Consider the following 20645-nt stretch of genomic DNA (forward strand, 5'->3'; position numbering starts at 1 on the left):
GGTTCGGGCGCCGGCAGGAGGGTCGGCGGTTCGGGCGCCGCTCGGATCGCGCCGCCGGCTAGCGCGGCACCTGGGTGCAGCCGCTCAGGGCGAAGAGCGGGTCGCCCCGGCCCTCCATCCAGACGGCGGTGCCGTGGTCGTCGTACCAGAAGCCCGGATAGACGTCTTCCTCGTCCTGGTGCTTCGCGTGCGCCTTGACGACCGCGAGCTTGTCGGTCTCGATGTACACGTACGGGTTCTTCTCGCTGTGGGTCGCGTGGCAGTACGGGACCTTGTGGTCGCCGTCCACGGGACTCGACGCGAAGGCCGGCGACGCGGTCGCCAGCAGGGCTGCCGCGGCGAAGGGGACGGCGGCGAGGACGGCGACGGCGCGTCGGATGCTGCGCTCGGCCATGATGGGCTCCATTCTCGGGTTCGGACGACCGCGTCATGCGGGTATGCGGTCAGGGTCAGCAAAGCACTGCCGGCACGCACTAACAAGAGGAATCCTCACCCCCGTTCGGGGGCGCGCCGCGAAGCCCGCCCGAGGGGAGGACAATGGGGGTCTGCCCACCAGGCAGACGAGGAGGAGGGCGCGTGAGGATCGAGCTCCGCGGAGTCGCCAAAGGTCGGGACGGGCAGGCGTTGCCCCCGACTACCGTCGGATTCGAGTCCGGTCGCGCGACCCTTGCGAGAGCCGAGACCGAACAGCGACCCACCGTGCTCGGACTCATCGCCGCCGGGCGCATGCGCCCCGACTCCGGCGAGGTCGTCATCGACGGCAAGGCGGATGCCCCGGCCATCCGGCGCCGCATCGCGCTCGTCGACGCCCCGGAGGTGAGCGACCCGGCACCGAACATCACCCTCGGCGGCGTCGCCGCGGAGGAACTCATGTTCGCCGGCATCCCGTCGAACCCCGTCTCGGTCGGCCGCTGCCTCACCCGGCTCGGCCTCGACCACCTCGCCCGCGTGCCGATCGCGAACGTCGCGCCGCACGCCCGGCTGCGCCTGCTCACCGAGCTCGCGCTCCTCCGCGAGGGCGTCGAGGGCCTCGTCATCGTCTCGCCCGACCGGCACGGCGGCGACCCGATCGAGTGGTGGGAGCTCGCGAAGGGACTCGCCGACCGCGGCTTCGCGCTCCTCGTCATCGCCGGCGACGCCTCGGCCGCGGCGATCGGCGCGGCCGCGATGATCGCCAGGATGCACGGCCCCGACGAGCCGGACGACGAGCTGCCGCTCGCCGAAGGAGGCATCGCGTGAAGATCCCGCAGATGATCGCCGCGGAGTTCCGGCGGCTCACCTCGACGAAGATGTCGGTGCTGGCGCTGCTCGCGCTCATCGCCGTGCCGGTGCTCTACGGCGGGCTGTACCTCTGGGCGAACCAGGACCCCTACGCGAAGTTCGCGGAGGTGCCCGTCGCCCTCGTCGTCGAGGACGAGGGCACCCCGGCGACGGCCGACACGCCCGCACGCAACGTCGGCGACGAGATCGCCGCCGAGGTCGTCGCCGACGGCGCCTTCGACTGGCACCGGGTGTCGGCCGAAGAGGCCGAGCTCGGGCTCGACGAGTCGCGCTACGACTTCGCGATCACCTTCCCGGAGGACTTCTCGGACGCGCTCGCCTCCGTGCAGACGGATGCCCCACGGCAGGCCGAGATCGTGCTCGCCACGAACGACGCGAACAGCTACCTCGCGGGCACGATCGGTAAGCAGGCGGTCGAGAAGATCCGCACGACGATCGCCGAGAAGGTGGGGCAGGAGGCGGCCTCGACGCTGCTCGACTCGATCTCGACGATCCGCGGCAAGCTCGGCGAGGCGGCCGACGGGGCGGCGAAGCTCACCGACGGCACCGGCACCGCGCTCGACGGCGCCGGGCAGCTCGGCGCCGGGGCCGGACAGCTCGCCGACGGCACCGGGCAGCTCCGCGACGGCACCGCCCGACTCGCGGACGGCTCGGCCACCCTCGCCGACGGCGCCGCGCAGGTCGCGGACGGCAACGATCAGCTCGCGGCATCCGCCGACCGCGTCGGCTCCGTCGTCGCGCAGGCCGCCGCCGACGTCCCCCAGGCGCGCGCCGAGATCGAGGCGCTGCTGCGCGCCCAGGGCCTCGACCAGGCCACCATCGACGCCGTGCTCGCCCGGCTCGACGTGGTCGGCAGTGCGATCGTCGACGGCAACGATCGCGTGCAGCAGGTCGTGGGCGAAGTGGATCGGCTCGCCGACGGCAGCCGGCAGGTGGCGAACGGCTCGGCCGAGCTCGCCGCGGGCGCCCGCTCCGCCGCCGACGGGGCCGCTCAGGCGGCGGGCGGCGCCGCGCAGCTGCGGGACGGCCTCAGCACGCTGCAATCGGGGCTCGGCGAGCTCGCGAACGGGGCCGGCACGCTCCGCGACGGACTGCAGTCCGGCGTGGCCGAGATCCCGGACTCCACGCAGTCGACGCGCGACGCGCAGGCGGCGACGATCGCCGACCCCATCGCCCTGGAGACGAGCCAGGTCACCCAGGCCGGCAACTACGGTGCAGGACTCGCCCCGTTCTTCGCGGCTCTCGCGGGCTGGATCGGCATCTACGCGCTGTTCCTCATCGTGAAGCCGATCTCGCGGCGCGCGGTGACGGCGCTGCACTCGCCCATCCGGATCACGCTCGCCGGCTGGCTGACCCCGGGCCTCCTCGGCGCGGTGCAGATGGTGGCACTCTACGTGGTGCTCGCGGTGACGCTCGGCTTCCAGATGCAGCATCCGCTCGGCGTCGTCGGCACGATGGCGTTCGCCTCGGCGACGTACGCGGCGATCATCCTCGCGCTGAACGTGTGGCTCGGCTCGGTCGGGCAGTTCCTCGGGCTCGTGCTCATGGTGCTGCAGCTCGTGACCGCGGGCGGGACGTTCCCGTGGCAGACGCTACCCGCGCCGCTCGCCGCGCTGCATCACGTGCTGCCGATGGGCTACGTCGTCGACATGATGCGCCAGTTCATGTACGGCGGCGAGCTGTCGCGCGCCTGGGCGGATGCCGGGGTGCTCGCGATCTGGCTCGCCGGCGGCCTCGTCCTCGCCGCGATCGGCGTGACGCGGATGACCCACTTCCGCACGCTGCGCGACCTGCAGCCGAGCCTCATCGGCTGAGCGGCTGAGCGGCGTCACGCGCCGCTCGGCTCGGCTCGGCTAGAGCCAGTGACGCGACTTGAAGATCAGGTAGAGCACCGAGGCCGAGGCGATCATGAGCAGGACGGCGAAGGGGTAGCCGGCCTCCCAACCGAGCTCGGGCATGTTGTGGAAGTTCATGCCGTAGATGCCCGCGACGAGCGACGGCGCGAAGAAGATCGCCGCCCAGCTCGAGATCTTCTTCGTCTGCTCGCTCTGCGCGAGGCTCGTCTCCGTGAGCGACTGCATGACCTCGTTCTGCCGCTGCGCGACGAGGGTCGCGTGCACGCTGAGGGCGTTCTGCAGGGTCTGCCGGAACTCGTCCGCCTTCTCCGTGATGCGGATGACGTGGTCGAGCACGTCGCGGAACGAGCGGCGCAGCTCGAGGCCGGAGTCGTCGTCCGCATGGGCGCCGGCGTCCAGCTCCGCGCGGAGCGTCTCGATGACCCCGACGAGCGGCTTCGTGGCCCGCTGGAACTCCATCACCTCGCCCGAGAGGTCGTAGATGCGCTTCGCGACCGCCGCCTCTCCGGAGAACAGCTCGTCCTCGATCTCGTCGATGTCGTTCTCGAGGCCGGCGACCACGGGCGCGTACTCGTCGACGACCTGGTCGAGCACGGCGTAGAGCACCCCCATCGGGCCGCGGGCGAGCAGCCCGTCGGACTCCAGGCGGGCGCGGACGCGGCCGAGGTCCGGGGCCTCCGCGTGCCGCACGCCGACGACGAAGTCCTGCCCGACGAACAGGTGCACCTCACCGAACTCGACACGCTCTTCGGCGTCGATGTAGCGGGCGGGCCGCAGCACGACGAAGCGGGTGTCGCCGTAGCGATCGAGCTTGGCGCGCTGGTGGCCGGTCAACGCGTCCTCGACGGCGAGTTCGTGCAGGTCGAACTCCCGGGCGACGACTTCGAGCTCGGCTTCGTCGGGACGGTACAGCCCGATCCAGGCGAAGCCGCCGGGCGCCGCCTGCAGCGCCTCGAAGGTGTCGTCGAGGCTCACGGGCGTCGCCACGCGGCGCCCGTCGACGTACACGGCGTTGTCGATGACGGTCACGGCGTCAGTCTGGCACGCGGGCGGCGCGGGCCGCGGATGCCTCGCGCGTTCAGCCCCGCGCGGTGGGGGCCGCGTGCGCGAGCACCCAGGAGTGCATCGTGATCGCCGCGGCGGCGGCCGCGTTCAACGATCGCGTCGAGCCGTACTGGGTGATCTCCACGACGGCGTCGGCGATCCCCTGCGCCTCCGGTGAGAGACCCGGACCCTCCTGCCCGAAGAGCAGCACGCAGCGCTCGGGCCAGTCGAAGGCCTCGATCGGCACGGCGCCGGCGATGTTGTCGACGGCGATGATCGGCAGGGATGCCTCGTGCGCCCACGCCGCGAAGCCGGCGACGTCGTCGTGGTACTCGAGGTGCTGGTAGCGGTCGGTGACCATCGCGCCGCGCTTGTTCCAGCGGCGGCGGCCGATGATGTGCACGGTGTCGGCGACGAAGGCGTTGGCCGTACGCACGATCGAGCCGATGTTCAGGTCGTGCTGCCAGTTCTCGATCGCGACGTGGAAGCCGTGCCGCCGTTCGTCGAGGTCGGCGACGATCGCCTCGAGCCGCCAGTAGCGGTAGCGATCGACGACGTTGCGGCGGTCGCCGTGCTCGAGCAGCTCCGGGTCGAAGTGCGGCTCGTTCGGCCAGGCGTCGCGTCCGCCCGGCCAGGGACCGACACCGGTCCCCACCGAGTCAGCCGACGGGTGCAGGGGCAGCTCGGCCTCGGCGGACTGTTCCGCTGCACCGCTCTCGCCCGGCGCGGGGGAACCAGCGGGCTCGGCGGGCTCAGCGGGCTCAGCGGGCTCAGCGGGCTCAGCGGGCTCAGCGGGCTCAGCGGGCTCAGCGGGCTCAGCGGGCTCAGCGTCGTTCACCCGTGCCACGGTACTCGCGCCATCCGTCACACACTTTTCGGTGCGCCTAAATTCTGCTAACTTTTCGGTATGCCGAAATCCTCCGCCGACCCGCTCGCGCCCGCCGCCGACCCGACTTCCGGCGCGGCATCCACTCCCGGCGCAGCACCCACCCCCGGCGCGGCATCCGCCCCCGGCGCGGCATCCGCCGACCACGCTGCCCCGGCCGCCGCTCGCGGCCCGAAGCGGCGCGACAGCTCGGTGCCGCGCGCCGCCTGGCTGATCGGACCGGCGCTCGTCGCGGGCGTCGCCTACCTCGACCCCGGCAACGTCGCGAGCAACATGACCGCCGGAGCGCAGTACGGCTACCTGCTCGTGTGGGTCGTCGTGCTCGGGAATCTCATGGCCTGGCTCATCCAGTACCTCTCGGCGAAACTCGGCATCGTGACGGGGCGGAGCCTTCCCGAGGTGCTCGGCGAGCGCATCCGCAACCGTTGGGGCCGGCGGGCCTACTGGCTGCAGGCCGAGCTCGTCGCGATGGCCACCGACCTCGCCGAGATCATCGGCGGCGCGGTCGCGCTGAACCTGCTGTTCGGCATCCCGCTGATCTGGGGCGGCGTGATCACGGGGGCGGTGTCGATCGGGCTCCTGATGATCCAGTCCCGCCGCGGGCCGCGCACCTTCGAGTTCGTCATCATCGGACTGCTGCTCATCATCGCCATCGGGTTCAGTGTCGGCGTGCTGATCGCCCCACCCGATCCCGGCGGCCTCTTCGCCGGCCTCGTGCCGCGCTTCGCCGACACCGGATCGGTGCTGCTCGCGGCATCCATCCTGGGGGCGACGATCATGCCGCACGCCATCTACGCGCACTCGGCGCTCAGCCGCGACCGCTTCGCGACGCCGCGCACGCCCGTCGCGTCGGCCGCGCCCACCCGGCCGGCCCGGGGGTGGCGCCGCCTCGTCGCCGCCGACGCCGCACACGCCGGCGAGGCGCGCACCGTCGCCCCCGGTGCGGCCACCACCCTCCCAGCCGGGGTGCTGCTGCGGGCCACGCGGATCGATGTCACGGTGGCGATGGCGATCGCGGGCACCGTGAACCTCTGCATCCTGCTGCTCGCCGCGGTGAACCTCGCCGGCATCGACGGCACCGACAGCCTCGAGGGCGCGTACGCGGCACTCGGCGCAGCCCTCGGACCCGTCATCGCGACGCTCTTCGCCATCGGGCTGCTCGCCTCGGGCCTCGCCTCGACCTCCGTCGGCGCGTACGCGGGGGCCGAGATCATGCACGGCCTGCTGCACCTTCGCGTGCCGCTCGTGCTGCGCCGACTCGTCTCACTGCTCCCCGCTCTCGTGGTGCTCGGGCTCGGACTCGACCCGACGCTGTCGCTCGTGATCAGCCAGGTCGTCCTGTCGTTCGGCATCCCGTTCGCGCTCGTGCCGCTGGTGGCGCTGACCGCGAAGGCCGGGGTGCTCGGCCGCTGGCGCAACCACTGGGCGACGACCGCGACGGGCGTGGCGGCATCCGTGTTCCTCATCGCGCTCAACGCGCTGCTGCTCTGGCTCGTGTTCACCGGGGCGTGAGGCGAGCCGCCGCCGGTGGGCGGGCGCCCGCCGTCGTTCGGGCGCCCGCCCCACCAGCGCCACTTCGGCTCCGCCAGCGCCACTTCGGCTCCGCCAGCGCCACTTCGGCTCCGCCAGCGCCACTTCGGCTCCGTCGCGCCAGCACAGATGGCGCGTGGACGCCGAAGTGGCGCAAACCAGATCAGGAGGGCGGCGCAGACCGGATCGAGAGCAGGCGCAGGCAGACCACGACAGGGCGCAAACCAGATCAGGACAGGGCGCAGACCGGATCGAGCCGGAGGGCAGACCGCAGAACTCGCGCAGAAGTTTCGGCTCCGGCAACTGTCGGCAGAGTTTCATCCGCCCGGTGCGTCACAGGGTCCGCGAGCGCCCGATCCGTCGCCTACGCTGCGGGAACCCCACTGAGGAGGACCCCATGACCGGCTGGCGCGTGCGCGAGTTCCACAACGACGATCTCGACGGCATCCTGCACCTCTGGGAGGCTCAGCGCCGGTCGGCGCATGAACCCGTCTACGATCTCAGCGAGGTCGTCGCCTCCTGCCAGAAGGATCACGCGATCGTGGCGGTGCACGGCGAGGAGCTCGTCGGCGCCGTCGTCGGGCGGGCCGCGCACGACCAGGGCTGGATCGTGTTCTTCGGCATCGCCGAGGACTGGCGCGGCCGCGGCATCGGCTCGGCGATGCTCGCCGCCCTCGAGAAGCGGATGGCACCGCACGGGCTGACCAAGCTCTCGGCGCTGATCCCCGAGAACGAGAGCCGCGTCGACGCCTTCGCGAACCAGGGCTTTGAAGCGAAGCACCAGCTGCGCTACTTCGAGCGGCGCATCCCGGTGCAGCGTCAGGAGCTGACCTCGCTCGCCGAGCTCGGCGGACGGCTGCTGCCGCGCACGCTCTGGGAGTCGGTCGCGGGCATGCGCCGAGAGAAGGAGATCCTGGAGCAGCGTCTCGTGCTCCCCCTCGCCGAACCGGATCTCGCCGACCGCTACGGTGTGGTGCCGCCGCGGGCCGTCGTGCTCTTCGGCCCGCCCGGCACGGGCAAGACGACGTTCGCGAAGGCGATCGCCTCGCGGCTGGAGTGGTCGTTCGTGGAGGTGTTCCCCTCGCGGCTGGCGGCCGATCCGCGCGGGCTGGCGGGCGCGCTGCGCGAGACGTTCACGAAGATCGCCGAGCTCGAGCACGCCGTGGTCTTCATCGACGAGGTGGAGGAGATCGCGGCGCAGCGCTCGGGCGAGCCGCCGTCGCCGCTGCAGGGCGTCACGAACGAGCTGCTGAAGATCATCCCTGCGTTCCGCGAGCAGCCCGGGCGACTCCTCGTCTGCGCGACGAACTTCATCCGGGCGCTCGACAGCGCGTTCCTCAGGCACGGACGCTTCGACTACGTGATCCCGATCGGCCTGCCCGACGACGCCGCGCGCCTCGCGATCTGGCAGCGGTACGTGCCGGAGCAGGTGGTCCGCGAGGTCGACCTGCCGCTGCTCGTCGAGCGGACCGCCGGGTTCTCGCCGGCGGACATCGAGTTCGCCGCGCGCAGCGCGTCGCAGCGCGCGTTCGAGGCGGCCGTGCGGAACGGGGCGACGGCGATCGGGACGGATGCCTCGGGGGTCGCGGATGCGTCGGGGCTCGCGGATGCCTCGGGGCGACCGGCCGGGCCGAGCACCGAGGACTATCTCGACGCGATCGGCACCACTCGAACCACGGTGTCGGCCGAGACCGCCGAGGCCTTCCTCGAGGACATCGAGGCCCTCGCCAGGGTTTGACCCCGCCGGCTCGCCCGACCGGACTGTCGGAGCCGCACCCAGCCGGCGCAACAGCCCCGAACTGGCGCAACCGCACCGAGCTGGCGCAGCCGCACGCGCCCACGAGGCATCCACCCCCTCCGCCCGACCGTCCGCGCCACTTCCACCGCGTTGCGCCACCTCTACTGGCGCAACGCCGCCGAAGTGGCGCAATCGCGGCGGCTACCGCGGCGAGAGCAGACGGCGACCCCGGCCACGCCCCGGTGTGCCTGCCGCCTACCCCGCGCACGGCACCCGCCCCACCCCGGCATCCAGCTTCAGGCCTGCTGCTCACCCCGAATCTGGCCCGGCCCCCGCCCCTCGGCCGGGCCCAGACCCCGACCCGGGCTCCCCGGCTCGGCCTCGAACTGTCGCAACGGCACCGAACTGGCGCAGCCGCACGCGGCCACGAGGCATCCACCCCCTCCACCCGAGCGTCCGCGCCACTTCCACCGCGTTGCGCCACCTCTACTGGCGCAACGCCACCGAAGTGGCGCAATCGCGGCGGCTACCGAGGGGAGAGCAGCCGGCGACCCCGGCCACGCCCCGGTGTGCCTGCCGCCTACCCCAAGCGCGGCACCCGCCCCACTCCGGGCATCCAGCTTCAGGCCGGCCGCTCACCCCGAACCTGACCCGACCCCCGCCCCTCGGCCGGGCCCAGACCCCGACCCGGGCTCCCCGGCCGGACCCCGAACTGGCGCAACAGCGCCGAACTGGCGCAGCCGCACGCGCCCACGGCGCATCCACCCCCTCCGCCCGAGCGTCCGCGCCACTTCCACCGCGTTGCGCCACCTCTACTGGCGCAACGCCGCCGAAGTGGCGCAATCGCGGCGGCTACCGCGGGGAGAGCAGACGGCGACCCCGGCCACGCCCCGGTGTGCCTGCCGCCTACCCCGAGCACGGCACCCGCCCCACCCCGCCAACGCCAACACCCACCCCTCCCCGGGCCCGGTAGTCTGGGGCCGATGCCGGCCAGCAAGAATCCCGCGATCGAGGACTACCTGAAGACGGTGTACGCGCACACCGAGTGGCAGCCCGACCCCATCACGCCGTCCGTGCTCGCCGGCAAGCTCGGCGTCGCGCCCTCGAGCGTCACCGAGATGGTGAAGAAGATGGCGGCGGCCGGCCTCATCGCGCACGTGCCCTATGGTCCGCTCCGACTCACCGACGGCGGACGCGAGCGCGCCCTCGCCGTCGTGCGCCGGCACCGCCTGATCGAGACCTGGCTCGTGCAGGAGATGGGCTACGGCTGGGACGAGGTGCACGACGAGGCCGAGGTCCTCGAGCACGCCGTCTCCGACCGTCTCCTCGACGTGATCGACGAACGACTCGGCCGTCCCGCCCGTGACCCGCACGGCGATGCGATTCCCGCGGCCGACGGCACGATCCCGTCGGAGCCGTTCCTCCGCCTCGACGAGGCGCCGGAGGGGCACCGCGGCCGCATCCTGCGCATCAGCGACCGGGATCCCGCCGTGCTCCGCGAGCTCGAGACGGCCGGCCTCGCGCCCGGCGTCGAGGTCGCTGTGAGCCTCGGTGACGGTGAGCGCGTACGGCTCGCAGCAGGAACGGCGGATGCCCCGGCGCCGGCGTTCGAGCTCCCGGGCACGGCGGCCGCCGAGATCTGGCTGAGCGCCTGAGCCTCGCGCACCCGAGCCCCTGCCCGCCGCACCCGGCCCCCGCACACCGCCCCGCATACCGCGCGCCCGAGCCCCTGCCCGCCGCACCCGGCCCCCGCACACCGCCCCGCGCACGCGGCCCCTATACCGCACCCCTCACCGCGCACCGCGCACCGCATACCGCGCGCCCGAGCTCCTGCCCCCCGGCCCCCGTCCACCGCCCTGAGGCTCCGCCGGTCACCGCACCGCGCGCCTGATAGCATCCGGCGGTGCGCATTCTCCGTCGAACGCTCATCGCCCTCGCCATCGTGGTGGCCGTCGTCGTCGCCGCGGGCACCGCGGTGTACTGGTGGCAGCGCCCGATGCTGCTCACCGGCACCGGATACGCGGCACACAACGCCTGCGCCGTGACCGAGGTCGCCGGACGCGACGACCCCGGCAACGACCTCCCGCCGAACCCGCTCGTGCCGTATCTGCGCTTCGGTGCCGACGAGCCCGGGGAGACGACCGGCTCACTGCTCGGCATCCTCGCGAAGCAGCGCGCCTGGTACACCGAGGGCTTCGGCTGCACCCTCGCGGGCGAGCGGCCCGAACTCGGCACCGCCACCCCGATCGACGACGCCGGCAATCCGCTCGCCGGCGCCCCGGCTCCGACCGCCGACCCCGCGGTCGACGCGGCCATCGCCGCCGCCTTCGCCGACGGGGCGCCCCCGGAGCAGGCGGCGGCGCTCGGCACCCGCGCGGTCGTCGTGCTGAAGGACGGCGAGCTCGTCGGCGAACGCTACGCCGACGGCTTCGACGCCGACACGCCCCAGCTCGGCTGGTCGATGTCGAAGAGCGCGACCGACCTCATCACCGGGGTCCTCGTGCAGCAGGGCGTCGTCGCCCTGGACGACGCCGAACTCCGCCCGGAGTGGAGCGACGAGCGCGCCGACATCACCATCGAGCAGCTGCTGCGCATGACGAGCGGCCTCGAGTGGGACGAGACGTACGACCTCGGTACCCCGATCACGCAGATGCTCTACGGCGAGGCCGACATGGGCGGCTACGTCGCCGGACTCCCGCTCGAGCACACGCCGGGCACCGTGCAGGAGTATTCGAGCGGTTCGACGACGCTGCTCTGCTCGGTGCTCGCCGAGCGCACCGGCCTCGGCGCCGATCTGCCCCGGCGGACGCTGCTCGCCCCGCTCGGGCTCTCCTCGGCCGTGTTCGAGCCGGATGCCGCGGGCACCCCGGTCTGCTCCTCGTACCTGTGGATGACCCCGCGGGACTGGGCCGTGCTCGGCCAGTTCGCCCTGCAGAACGGCGAATGGAACGGCGAGCAGCTGCTTCCCGCCGACTGGATGGCGAAGAGTCTCGAGGTGCGGCCCGTCGAGCAGACCGACGATCCCGGCTACGGCATGGGCTGGCGGGTGAACACGCTCACCGACGGCTCGCCGCGCTGGCCCGGGCTGCCCGCCGACACCTACTACGCCTCGGGTCACGACGGGCAGAAGGTCATCGTCGTCCCCTCGGAGGGCCTCGTCGTCGTGCGGATGGGCTTCACGCCGGAGGCCGACGACGAGCCGAGCGAGGTGCAGCTCGTCGAGGAGCTGATCGCCGCGCTCGGCTGAGTCGCACGGACCACCGGATGCCTCGGTCCGCCGCTCGCGGTCGGCCGGGGCATCCCGCCGTCGTCATCCGTTCGCAACATCGGAGCCCTACGCTGGAGGCATGGGACGACGCGATGAAGTCGAGTGCTGGCTGACCGACATGGACGGCGTGCTCGTGCACGAGAACCACGCGCTGCCCGGCGCCGCCGAGCTGCTGCAGCAGTGGGAGGACCGGGGCACCCCCTACCTGGTGCTCACGAACAACTCGATCTTCACGGCGCGCGACCTCTCGGCGAGGCTCCGCGCGTCCGGCCTGAACGTGCCCGAGGACCGTATCTGGACGTCGGCCCTCGCGACCGCCGACTTCCTGAAGCAGCAGGTGCCGGGCGGCTCGGCGTTCGTCGTCGGTGAGGCGGGCATCCTGACCGCGCTGCACGACGCCGGGTACATCATGACCGAGACCGACCCCGACTTCGTCGTCGTCGGCGAGACCCGCAACTACTCGTTCGAGGCGATCACGAAGGCGATCCGGCTGATCGACCGGGGCGCGCGATTCATCGTGACGAACCCCGACGCGACCGGGCCGAGCGCCGAGGGGCCGCTGCCCGCCACCGGCGCGATCGCCGCGCTCATCACGAAGGCGACCGGCAAGGACCCGTACGTCGTCGGCAAGCCGAACCCGATGATGTTCCGCTCGGCGCTGAACAAGATCGGCGCGCACTCCGAGAACACGGCGATGATCGGCGACCGCATGGACACCGACATCGTCGCGGGCATCGAGGCAGGCCTGCACACCGTGCTCGTGCTCACCGGCATCAGCGACCAGGCCGAGATCGAGAAGTACCCCTTCCGCCCCGACGAGGTGTTGAAGGGCGTCTTCGAGCTCGTCGGCGAGGCCGAGGAGACCGAGCTCTAGGCACGGCGCGCGCTCGCTCGCGCGCTGCCCCGCCCGAGATCCCGAGTTGCCCGACTTTCATGAAAGTCGGGCAACTCGGTTCTGGCTCAGCCTGCGGCGACCTGGGAGGGCGTCGCCCCGGCGATGCTGGCGGTGAGCGGTTCGCCGCTCGACCGATTCGCGAAGCAGTAGAACGTGCGCTCGCCGGCGTCCCACTGCTCGGCGAGCGGATAGGAGAACACGAGCTGCAGGTCGGTGAGGCCCGAGATCGCGTTCTGATCGAGCACGCCGTCGGCCTGGCAGGCCGTGCCCAGCTGCGCGGCGAGCTCGGCATCGCCCGGGAACGCCGCCCCGGCCTCACCGGGCAACGTGCCGCGGAGCACGAGCTGCGCCGCGTGCGGCGCCGCGCAGTCGACGACCGTGTAGTCCTCCGCCCACGCGTCGGTGAACGGGTCGACGCACTCGCCGCCGAAGAGGGTGTTCCAGGCGTGGACGCCGGCGGGCTGGGCCGCGGTCGGCGCGGGCGCCGGCGTATCGCTCGCCTCGGCCGAGGAATTCGTCGTGGGCGCGGATGCCTCGGGCTGCCCACCGAACGGCAGCTTCGTGCCGAGGAAGAACAGCCCGGCGAGCACGAGCACGGCCACGAGGCCGCCCGCGATCCAGAGCAGCATGCGGCGTCGTCGCGCGGCGTCGCCGAGACCTCCCCCGCCGCCGCCGGATCCGGGACCGGAGCCGTGACCGGATGACGCAGCGGCGCCGTCGGACCGGAGGGCTGGCACGTCGCCCGTGCGGGGTGCCGTGCCGCTCGCCGCGGCGCCGAGGCCGGTGGCGCCTGCTGCGGCCGTCGCCCCGGTGAGCGGCAGCTGCGCGGTCGCGGCGAACGGCTCGGTTCGCGATCCGGGGGGTGCGGATGCCTCGAGCCGGTCGCGTGCGTCGAGGCCCAGGGGGTCGAGTGCCTCGGCATCCGGCGCCGCTTCGGGAGCCACCGCCGCGGCCGGTGAGCCGGGCTCGGGCTCGTCGTCGGGGGTGCCGCCCGCGGCGACCGCCGCGAGGGCGACCGTGCCGAGCGGGCCCACCTCGGCACGAGGATCCGCGGCCTCCGGGTCGGGCACGATGCCCCAGTGGAAGGCGGACTCGTCGAGCGGGTCCGCGTCGTCTGCGCCGTCTGCGCCGTCTGCGCCGTCTGCGCCGTCTGCGCCGATGCTCGGGGCCGGGGCCGCGTCGTCCGCGGTTCCGCTCGCGCGGCCCGGGGCCGACTCGGCAGCCCGGGCGGATTCGGCGGCGCCGAATCCGAGCCCCAGCGGGTCGAGCTCCGCCTCCGCCGGGAGTCCGCGCTCAGCGCTGTGCTGCTGATCGGCCTCGGGCGCGAACGCGGCACCCGCCGGCGTCTCGCGGGCACCGTCCGGCGTCGCCGGGGCATCGGCCGGAATCGCGGGGGCACCGGCCGGGAACGCCGAAGCTCCGCCGAGCGCGATGCCGGCGAGCAGGTCGTCGACCGGGGCCTCGCCGCTCGGCTCGACCGGGCCGGTGCCGCCCGAGGCGAAGGCCGGGAACGGCGCCCCAGCGGCCGGAGCGCCGGCCTCGGGGGCAGGCGGGGGCTCGTGCGGCGTGACCGTCGGCGCCTCGCCGGTGTCCCCCTCCTGCAGGGCGGACCAGAGCGCGGCGTCGAAATCGGTGGTGGCGGCCGCGGACGCAGCGGCCGCAGAGACCGGCGGCGGGATCAGCGGCTCGCCGAAGGCGCCGGTGTCGTGGTGCTCGCTCGCCGCGGGCTCTCCCGGCTCGTTCGGCACTGCCCCGGGCGTGAGCGCCGGGTCGCCCCAGGTGAGGGCGAACGGCGCCGTCGGGGTGGCGGGGCCGGGCACCACGGGCGCCTGCGGGTCTGCCGGCACGACCGGCGTCGCGGGGGCCCACGGCTCCGGCCGGCCGGAAGCGGTGGTGCGATCCGGCGACCCGGACGCGGCGTCGGGCGTCGGCGCAGGGGGGTCGGCGGGCGGCGGTGCACTGCGCTGCGGCGCGACCGGCGGCTCGACCGAGGTCAGGACGGGGTCGGCCGGGGGCAGGCTCGGCGCCCGCTCGCGGCGGCGGCGCAGCGGCTCGTCGAGCACGCCGGTATCGCCGCGCTCGCTGCCCGGCTCGTCGACGACCGGGATCGAGGGCGTGGTCATCGGATCGGCGGGCTCCACGCCGCCTGCGGCGCCCCCGCCGTCCGCCGGTCTGGGAAGCGGCGTCGGCGTCGTCTGCGTCTGCGCGGCGAGCGAGAACCAGTCGAGCGACTCTTCGCCCGGGGCATCCGCCCGACGGCGCCCGCTCGGCTCCGTCCGACCGGGTTCGGCCGGCGTGGGCGCGGGATCGACCGCGGCGTCGGCCGCCGCGGCCTCGCGTGCGTCCGACTCCGCTGCGCGACGTCCGCGGGACCGGCTGGTCCACCACGGCGCGCGCGGGGCCGACGCGTCAGAGCCGATCGGCTCGGCGGCGGCCGCCGGCTGCTGACCCGGGTCCGTCGCTGCGGGCTCGGGCGTCGCTGCGGGCCGCTCGGACGCCGACCGGGCCTCCGGCGCTCCCGGACCGTCGACCTCGTCGACGCCCGGGCTCGCGGCGTCCGCCGCGCGCCGGCCTCGCCCCTGCGGGCGGGACTCGGCCGAAGCATCCGCGTCGCCGTCGCCCAGCTGGCCGAGCAGCCAATCCGCGTCGCCGAACTCCTCGCCGCCGGGCTCTCCGCCTCGCTGCACCATCAGGCCAGCCCCAGATCATCGAGCCCGATCGCGTAGCGGTAGGGCACGCCCTCGGCCTCGATCACCTCGCGCGCACCGGTGTTGCGGTCGACGACGACGGCGACGGCGACGACCTCGGCGCCGACCTTGCGCAGCGCCTCGACCGCCTTCAACGGCGAGCCGCCCGTGGTCGAGGTGTCCTCCAGCACGATGACGCGCTTGCCCTCGAGCTCGGGGCCCTCGATCTGCCGGCCACGCCCGTGGTCCTTCGGCTCCTTGCGCACGACGAACGCGTCGTAGGCGAGCCCGCGCGCAGCCCCCTGGTGCAGGATGGCGCTCGCGATCGGGTCGGCCCCCATCGTCATGCCGCCCACGGCGGCGACGTCGGGCACATCGGCGATGAGGTCGAGCATGACCTGCCCGATCAGCGGCGCGACCCGGTGGTCGAGGCTCACCTTGCGGAGATCGACGTAGTAGCTCGCCTGCTTGCCGCTGGTCAGCGTGAAGTCGCCGTGGAAGACCGCCTCACGCGAGATGTGGTCGATGAGCTGGCGGCGGGCGTCCGAGTCGTGCTGAGTCACGCGAACAACTCTACGGCCCGCCCCGTGCGATGACTCTCAACCGCGGCGGAGGAGCCGGGACCGCAAGCGGCCCCAGATACTGGTCGCCCCGCCGGTGACCGCGGCGATCGGCTTCTCGATGTGGAAGGCCGCGAGCTCCTCCGCGCCGTGATGCACCGCCCGGTACAGGGCGGTGCCGATCAGGACGCCGAGGGCGATCGACATGATCGAGACGAGGGCGAGGGCGAAATCGTCGAAGCCCTCGCTCGCGCCCACGGCCTCGGTGAGGGCGACGAGGCCCGCCGCCCCGGGGACGAGCAGCCAGTACGCCGGGAGGAAGGTCAGCTGCGCCGGCACGCCCTTCGGCAGCGTCGCGATCCACAGCACCACGGGCGTCATCGCGAGCGCCCCGATGAAGCCCGAGACCGTCGCCCCGAGCAGCGCGGTGCCCGCCAGCTGGCCGAGATACGCGACGACGAGGGCGAGCAGCACCCAGGCGAAGGTCGATCCGGGCGCGGAGAAGTGCAGGTAGTTGCCGACCGCGAAGAGCAGCAGCGCGAGCCAGCTCACCCACCACGGCAGCGACGCCGCGGAATCGAGCGGCGCGTAGCTCGAGTCGGCGACGCCGACGACGGTGCCGGCGGCCAGGATGCCGAAGGCGAGGAGGCCGAGCTGGACCATCCCCATCACGAGGCGGGAGGCCCCGGCGATCATCTGCCCGGCCGCGAGCTCCATCACCGCGGTCGTGAGCACCCCGCCGGGAAGGAAGGTCGCGAGCGGGGCGATGAGCAGGCGCAGCGGGTCGCCGAGCGGGAAATGCGGCGCCAGCAGGAACACGGCGATCCCGCAGACGAAGGCCGCGAACACCGGGAACACGAGCTGCAGCGTCGGCGAGGGCACGAGCTTCGCGACACCGATGAGCGCACCCAGCACGAACGCGACGAGCGCGCCCTCCCAGGTCGGGGTGAGGAGCAGCGCGAGCCCGGCGGTGAGCACGGCATGGCCGAAGGTGCGGACGAACCATCCGCGCTTCGGCCGCATCCGGCCGATCTCGTTCAGCCGGTCGATGCCGTCCGCCGGGTCGACGGCGGCCTCCTTCGCCTCGCCGAGGAGGCGGTAGAGCGCGGCGATCTGGTCGAAGCGGAAGCTCGCATTGACCGAGCGGATGGCGACCCGCCCGGCCTCGCCGGAGCCCGTCTCGACGAGGATGACGGTCGGCAGGACCACGAAGTCGATGTCGTCGCGGCCGTAGGCGCGAGCCACCCGGGTCATGTCGGACCGGATCTGGTCGACGGATTCGGCGGCCGCGTTCATGCCCTCGGCGAGGCCGAGCAGGAACCGGCCGAGGAGCGGATCGTTCATCCGCTCGGCCGCCCGATCGGGTGCCGAGGCGCCACCCGTCGTCGCGCGACCCGCCGCCCGGTCCCCGGCCATCAGCCGAGGAGGAAGGAGATCGCCACGCCCACGATGATCGCGCTGAACACGTAGACGAGGTTCGGCAGCTGGAAGGAGTGGTCGAAGACGAACCTGCCCATTTTCGTGGTGCCCGTGCGGTCGAAGGCGACCGTCGCGACCTGGCTGCCGTTGGCCGGCAGCGTGTACATGCCCATCGCGCTCGGCCAGAGCCCGGCGATCAGGTGCGCCGGCAGACCGATGGTGAGGCCGATCGGCACGATCGCGTTCGTCGCGCTCGACTGACTGGTCGTCAGCATCGCCACGACGAAGAGTGCCAGTGCGAACAGCAGCGCGCCGACGAACGCCGAGGAGCCCGAGACCATCGAGCCGAGCCCGTCGACGATGAGCTGCGTGTTCGCGGCGACGAAGGTGTTCGCGAGCCAGGCGATGCCGAACAGGGCGATGGCGCCCACGATGCCGGCGGGGAAGGTCGACTGCTTCGGCACGTCGGCCGCCTTCACCTTGCAGAACACGAAGATGAGGGCGGCGATGACGCCCATCGTGACCTCGATGACGGTGGTCACCGAGAGGCGGATCGGGTCGCCCGCGTCGTTCGTGCCGATCACCGGCAGCAGCTCGGAGAAGAGCCCGCAGAAGACGATGACGGCGACGCCGGCGAGGAAGAGGGATGCCGAGAGCACCGCCGTCTTCGGCAGCTTCTGGTCGTGGGCGTCCTCCTGCGGGGCGTCGACCTGGTGGGCCGCGAGGCGCTTCTGGAACTCGGGGTCGTCCTCGAGCTCCTTGCCGTGCTTCAGCATGACCAGGGCGGCGAGGAAGAGGCCGACGATCGAGGCGGGCCACATGATGAGCAGCAGTTTGCCGAGGTCGAAGCCCTGCGGGGCGAGCAGCACCACCATCGAGGCGGTCGCCGCCGAGACCGGGGAGCAGAGGATGCCGACCTGCGAGGCGACGGCGGAGACCGAGAGCGCACGCTCCGGGCGGATCTTCTGCTGGTACGACACGTCGTAGATGACGGGGAGCAGCGGGTAGAAGATGTTGCCCGTGCCGGCGCCCACGGTGAAGAGGAAGGACATGGCGGGAGCGAGGAAGACCACCGAGCGCGGTCGTTTCCTGATCGCCTTCGCCGCCACCGAGACCATCCAGTCGATGCCGCCCGCGGCCTGCATCACCGAGGCCGCCGTGATCACCGTGATGACGATGAAGACCGCGTCGACCGGGGCGTTGCCCGGCGCCTCGCCGAACACGAAGATGAGCACGGCCACGCCGACGAGGCCCCACACGCCGAGGCCGATGCCGCTCGTGCGCGTGCCCATGTAGATCGCCAGGATGACGACCAGGAGCTCGGCGAGCAGGATCCAGACGTTGTCGTTCATGCGCTCGGCCCCTTCACGATCGGCCCGGTGCCCTCGAGCACCTGCACCGGCAGCGGCGTCTCGACGATCTTTCCGTCGACGGCCTCGACGCGGAGCGCGAGCGGCGGGTCGGCGGGGCTGATCGCGGTGACGAACTCGGGGGCCCCGCCGCCCGAGCGCTCGAAGTGCAGCGACTGCAGGTTGCCGACCGCGTAGCCGGTCGCGAGCTCGCCCTTCAGCAGGGCGTCGTGGAAGAGCGGCTGCCGCTGGTCTTCAGCGTCGTAGTGCGGGCAGAAGCTGCCGTGCAGGAAGCCGAGGCCCTCCGGCAGCACCTGCAGCGTCGGACCGTAGCTGTCGGTCGTGCCGCCCTCGAACCAGCAGATGCCGCCGGCGGAACCGCCGGTGAACACGACGTTCGAAGCGGGGTCGTCCCACATCTCCCGCATGATCTCGTCGAGGCCCTGGCGGCGCCAGACGTCGAGCATGTTCGCGGTGTTGCCGCCGCCGACGTGGATCACGTCGAAGCCGGTCACGAACCCGGCGAGGTCGTCGAGGTCGCGGTGGAAGAGGGTGAGGTGGTGCGGCGCGCACCGGTCGGAGTCGTAGGTCTTGTAGAAGCTCAGCGTGTACGCCTGCTCGTCACCGGTCGCCGTGCCGACGAAGAGCACCCGGGGGCGCTCCTTGCCGGTGAGCTTCAGGATGTAGTCGTGCGTCGGATCAGTGCGACGCTCCATCATCGCCTTGCCCGCGCCGGTCGCCACCACGTGCGCCATCGTCCCCCCAGACCTCGGTGTACCCGTTGCGGCACACGCTAGCGCTGGAGGAGGCTCCGAGTCGAGCACTTGCGGGGCGAAACGAGGAGAGCCGCCCCGCGGGGTGTCCCTCCCCCGCGCAGCGGCCCTCGACTCCGGGGCGATGCCCCGCTTCGCGCTACACAGTGCGCGCGAAGGTCTCCTTCGGCAGGCGACGGTAGCCGTCGCGCGAGGCGACGACGACGGAGCCGACGAGGCCGGCGAGCGAGACGCCGCCGAGGATGAGCAGGATGGCGAACACGGTGGTTCCTTTCACGAAGTCCAGTGGATCGTCGAGCGACGGAGGCGCCGTTGCACGTGTTCGACGACTCAATTGAACCGCGGAAAACCATTCAGCACAATCTGATACTCCTTCACTGAGGATGTAGCATCGCTACATGGATGTGCGCCGCCTCGACCTGCTCAGGGAACTCGCCGAGCGCGGCAGCGTCACCGCCGTCGCGGAGGCGACCGGGCGCACGCCGTCGGCGGTCTCCCAGCAGCTCAAGGTGCTCGAACGGGAGGCCGGCGCGCCGCTCACCGAGCGCAGCGGTCGGGGGATCGTCCTCACCAGCGCCGGGCACGCCCTCGCGCGGAGCGCGGCGGATGTCGCGATCGCCCTCGCCCGCGCCGACGCCGTCTGGGACGAGTTCCGCAACGACGCGAGCGGCGAGGTCACCCTGCTGACCTTTCCCACCATCGGGGCGACCATGCTGCCGGCCGTGCTGAGTGAGCTCCGGCAGGTCCCGGGCCTCGTGGTGCGGGCCACCGACTTCGACCCGGAGCTCGCCGAGTTCGCCGAGCTCACCGCCGACTACGACATCGTGCTCGCCCACACCATGCCCGGCGTGCTGCCCTGGGGCGGCCGGGGGCTCCGCGTCGTGCCCCTGCTCACCGAGCCGCTCGACATCGGACTGCCCGCGACGCACCGGCTCGCCGGGCGCTCGCACCTCACGGCGAGCGATCTCGTCGAGGAGACCTGGCTCGGCGTGCCACCGGGTTTCCCTTTCGAGCGCATCCTGCACGCCATCGAGCAGCAGGGCGGCCGCCGCGTCGAGATCGCGCAGCGGTTCAGTGACATGCGCATCGTGGAGGCGTTCATCCAGGCCGGCTTCGGCGTCGCGTTCGTGCCGCGCTACACCTCGGGCGCCCTGCCGCCGGATCTCGTGCTGAAGCCGCTGCGCGGGGTGCCCTCGGCCCGGCAGATCGTTGCGCTCGTGCGGCCCGACGTGGCCGAGCGGCTGGCGGTGCGCACCGTGCTCGACGTGCTCGTCGCGAAGGCGGCGGAGCTCGGGGCCGGCACTGGGGCTGGGGCTGGGGCTGGGGCTGGGGCTGGGGCTGGGGCTGCGGCGAGCTGAC

Annotated in this window: 17 protein-coding genes; 8 read left to right on the forward strand and 9 right to left on the reverse strand. The window is 72.9% G+C overall.

The genetic code is table 11. The annotated features are described in order from the left end of the window. Positions 1-58 precede the first annotated feature (58 nt). Positions 59-394: a hypothetical protein gene (locus M3147_RS09040; protein WP_189084316.1), complete on the reverse strand. Its 336-nt coding sequence runs from the start codon at positions 392-394 to the stop codon at positions 59-61. Between the two features lie 305 nt (positions 395-699). Between M3147_RS09040 and M3147_RS09045 the strand changes: the two genes are divergently transcribed. Then, positions 700-1239 (forward strand): hypothetical protein, encoded by a 540-nt coding sequence (locus tag M3147_RS09045; protein WP_251203136.1) that lies wholly within the window; start codon positions 700-702, stop codon positions 1237-1239. Then, positions 1236-3095, forward strand: coding sequence for a YhgE/Pip family protein (locus tag M3147_RS09050; protein ID WP_251203137.1), 1860 nt, complete (start codon positions 1236-1238; stop codon positions 3093-3095). The genes M3147_RS09045 and M3147_RS09050 overlap by 4 nt, the downstream gene beginning before the upstream one ends. 39 nt (positions 3096-3134) lie before the next feature. On the opposite strand, the gene M3147_RS09055 is transcribed toward M3147_RS09050, so the two are convergent. Both M3147_RS09055 and M3147_RS09060 read right to left on the reverse strand, forming a co-directional pair. Further along, entirely contained in the window at positions 3135-4166 is a 1032-nt protein-coding gene (locus M3147_RS09055) for a magnesium and cobalt transport protein CorA (protein WP_251203138.1), read from the reverse strand. A gap of 49 nt (positions 4167-4215) precedes the next feature. Next, complete coding sequence (locus tag M3147_RS09060) at positions 4216-4863, reverse strand: TrmH family RNA methyltransferase (protein WP_251203312.1); 648 nt, start codon at positions 4861-4863, stop codon at positions 4216-4218. A gap of 225 nt (positions 4864-5088) precedes the next feature. Between M3147_RS09060 and M3147_RS09065 the strand changes: the two genes are divergently transcribed. From M3147_RS09065 to M3147_RS09085, 5 genes are all read left to right on the forward strand, one after another. After that, a complete protein-coding gene (locus M3147_RS09065) occupies positions 5089-6579 on the forward strand; it encodes an Nramp family divalent metal transporter (RefSeq protein WP_251203139.1) in 1491 nt (496 codons plus the stop codon). 415 nt (positions 6580-6994) lie between these two features. After that, a complete protein-coding gene (locus M3147_RS09070; RefSeq protein ID WP_251203140.1) occupies positions 6995-8335 on the forward strand; it encodes an ATP-binding protein in 1341 nt (446 codons plus the stop codon). Positions 8336-9318: 983 nt separating this feature from the next. Then, on the forward strand, positions 9319-9990 hold the full coding sequence (locus tag M3147_RS09075; protein WP_251203141.1) for a metal-dependent transcriptional regulator: 672 nt from the start codon (positions 9319-9321) through the stop codon (positions 9988-9990). Between the two features lie 248 nt (positions 9991-10238). Next, the gene (locus M3147_RS09080) at positions 10239-11582 is read left to right on the forward strand and encodes a serine hydrolase domain-containing protein (RefSeq protein ID WP_251203142.1); all 1344 of its coding nucleotides are present in this window, start codon (positions 10239-10241) and stop codon (positions 11580-11582) included. 100 nt (positions 11583-11682) lie between these two features. Next, positions 11683-12477 (forward strand): HAD-IIA family hydrolase, encoded by a 795-nt coding sequence (locus M3147_RS09085; protein WP_251203143.1) that lies wholly within the window; start codon positions 11683-11685, stop codon positions 12475-12477. 86 nt (positions 12478-12563) lie between these two features. Here the strand turns inward: M3147_RS09085 and M3147_RS09090 are convergent, their stop codons facing one another. From M3147_RS09090 to M3147_RS09115, 6 genes are all read right to left on the reverse strand, one after another. Then, positions 12564-15188 (reverse strand): septum formation family protein, encoded by a 2625-nt coding sequence (locus M3147_RS09090; protein WP_251203144.1) that lies wholly within the window; start codon positions 15186-15188, stop codon positions 12564-12566. Beyond that, positions 15188-15748 (reverse strand): orotate phosphoribosyltransferase, encoded by a 561-nt coding sequence (gene pyrE / locus M3147_RS09095; protein ID WP_251203145.1) that lies wholly within the window; start codon positions 15746-15748, stop codon positions 15188-15190. Before pyrE ends, M3147_RS09090 begins: the two co-directional genes overlap by 1 nt. A gap of 36 nt (positions 15749-15784) precedes the next feature. Next, positions 15785-17161 carry a threonine/serine ThrE exporter family protein gene (locus tag M3147_RS09100; protein WP_251203146.1) on the reverse strand — a complete coding sequence of 459 codons (1377 nt, stop codon included), beginning with the start codon at positions 17159-17161 and terminating at the stop codon, positions 15785-15787. Continuing rightward, positions 17161-18516, reverse strand: a complete 1356-nt coding sequence (locus tag M3147_RS09105) for an anaerobic C4-dicarboxylate transporter family protein (protein ID WP_251203147.1) — start codon at positions 18514-18516, stop codon at positions 17161-17163. The genes M3147_RS09100 and M3147_RS09105 overlap by 1 nt, the downstream gene beginning before the upstream one ends. Beyond that, entirely contained in the window at positions 18513-19268 is a 756-nt protein-coding gene (locus M3147_RS09110) for a peptidase E (protein ID WP_251203148.1), read from the reverse strand. Before M3147_RS09110 ends, M3147_RS09105 begins: the two co-directional genes overlap by 4 nt. Before the next feature lie 157 nt (positions 19269-19425). Next, a complete protein-coding gene (locus tag M3147_RS09115) occupies positions 19426-19563 on the reverse strand; it encodes a hypothetical protein (RefSeq protein WP_243570243.1) in 138 nt (45 codons plus the stop codon). A gap of 121 nt (positions 19564-19684) precedes the next feature. Between M3147_RS09115 and M3147_RS09120 the strand changes: the two genes are divergently transcribed. Continuing rightward, on the forward strand, positions 19685-20644 hold the full coding sequence (locus tag M3147_RS09120) for a LysR family transcriptional regulator (RefSeq protein WP_251203149.1): 960 nt from the start codon (positions 19685-19687) through the stop codon (positions 20642-20644). Position 20645: the final 1 nt, after the last annotated feature.

Source organism: Agromyces mediolanus (assembly GCF_023715325.1).
Classification (GTDB): domain Bacteria; phylum Actinomycetota; class Actinomycetes; order Actinomycetales; family Microbacteriaceae; genus Agromyces; species Agromyces mediolanus_A.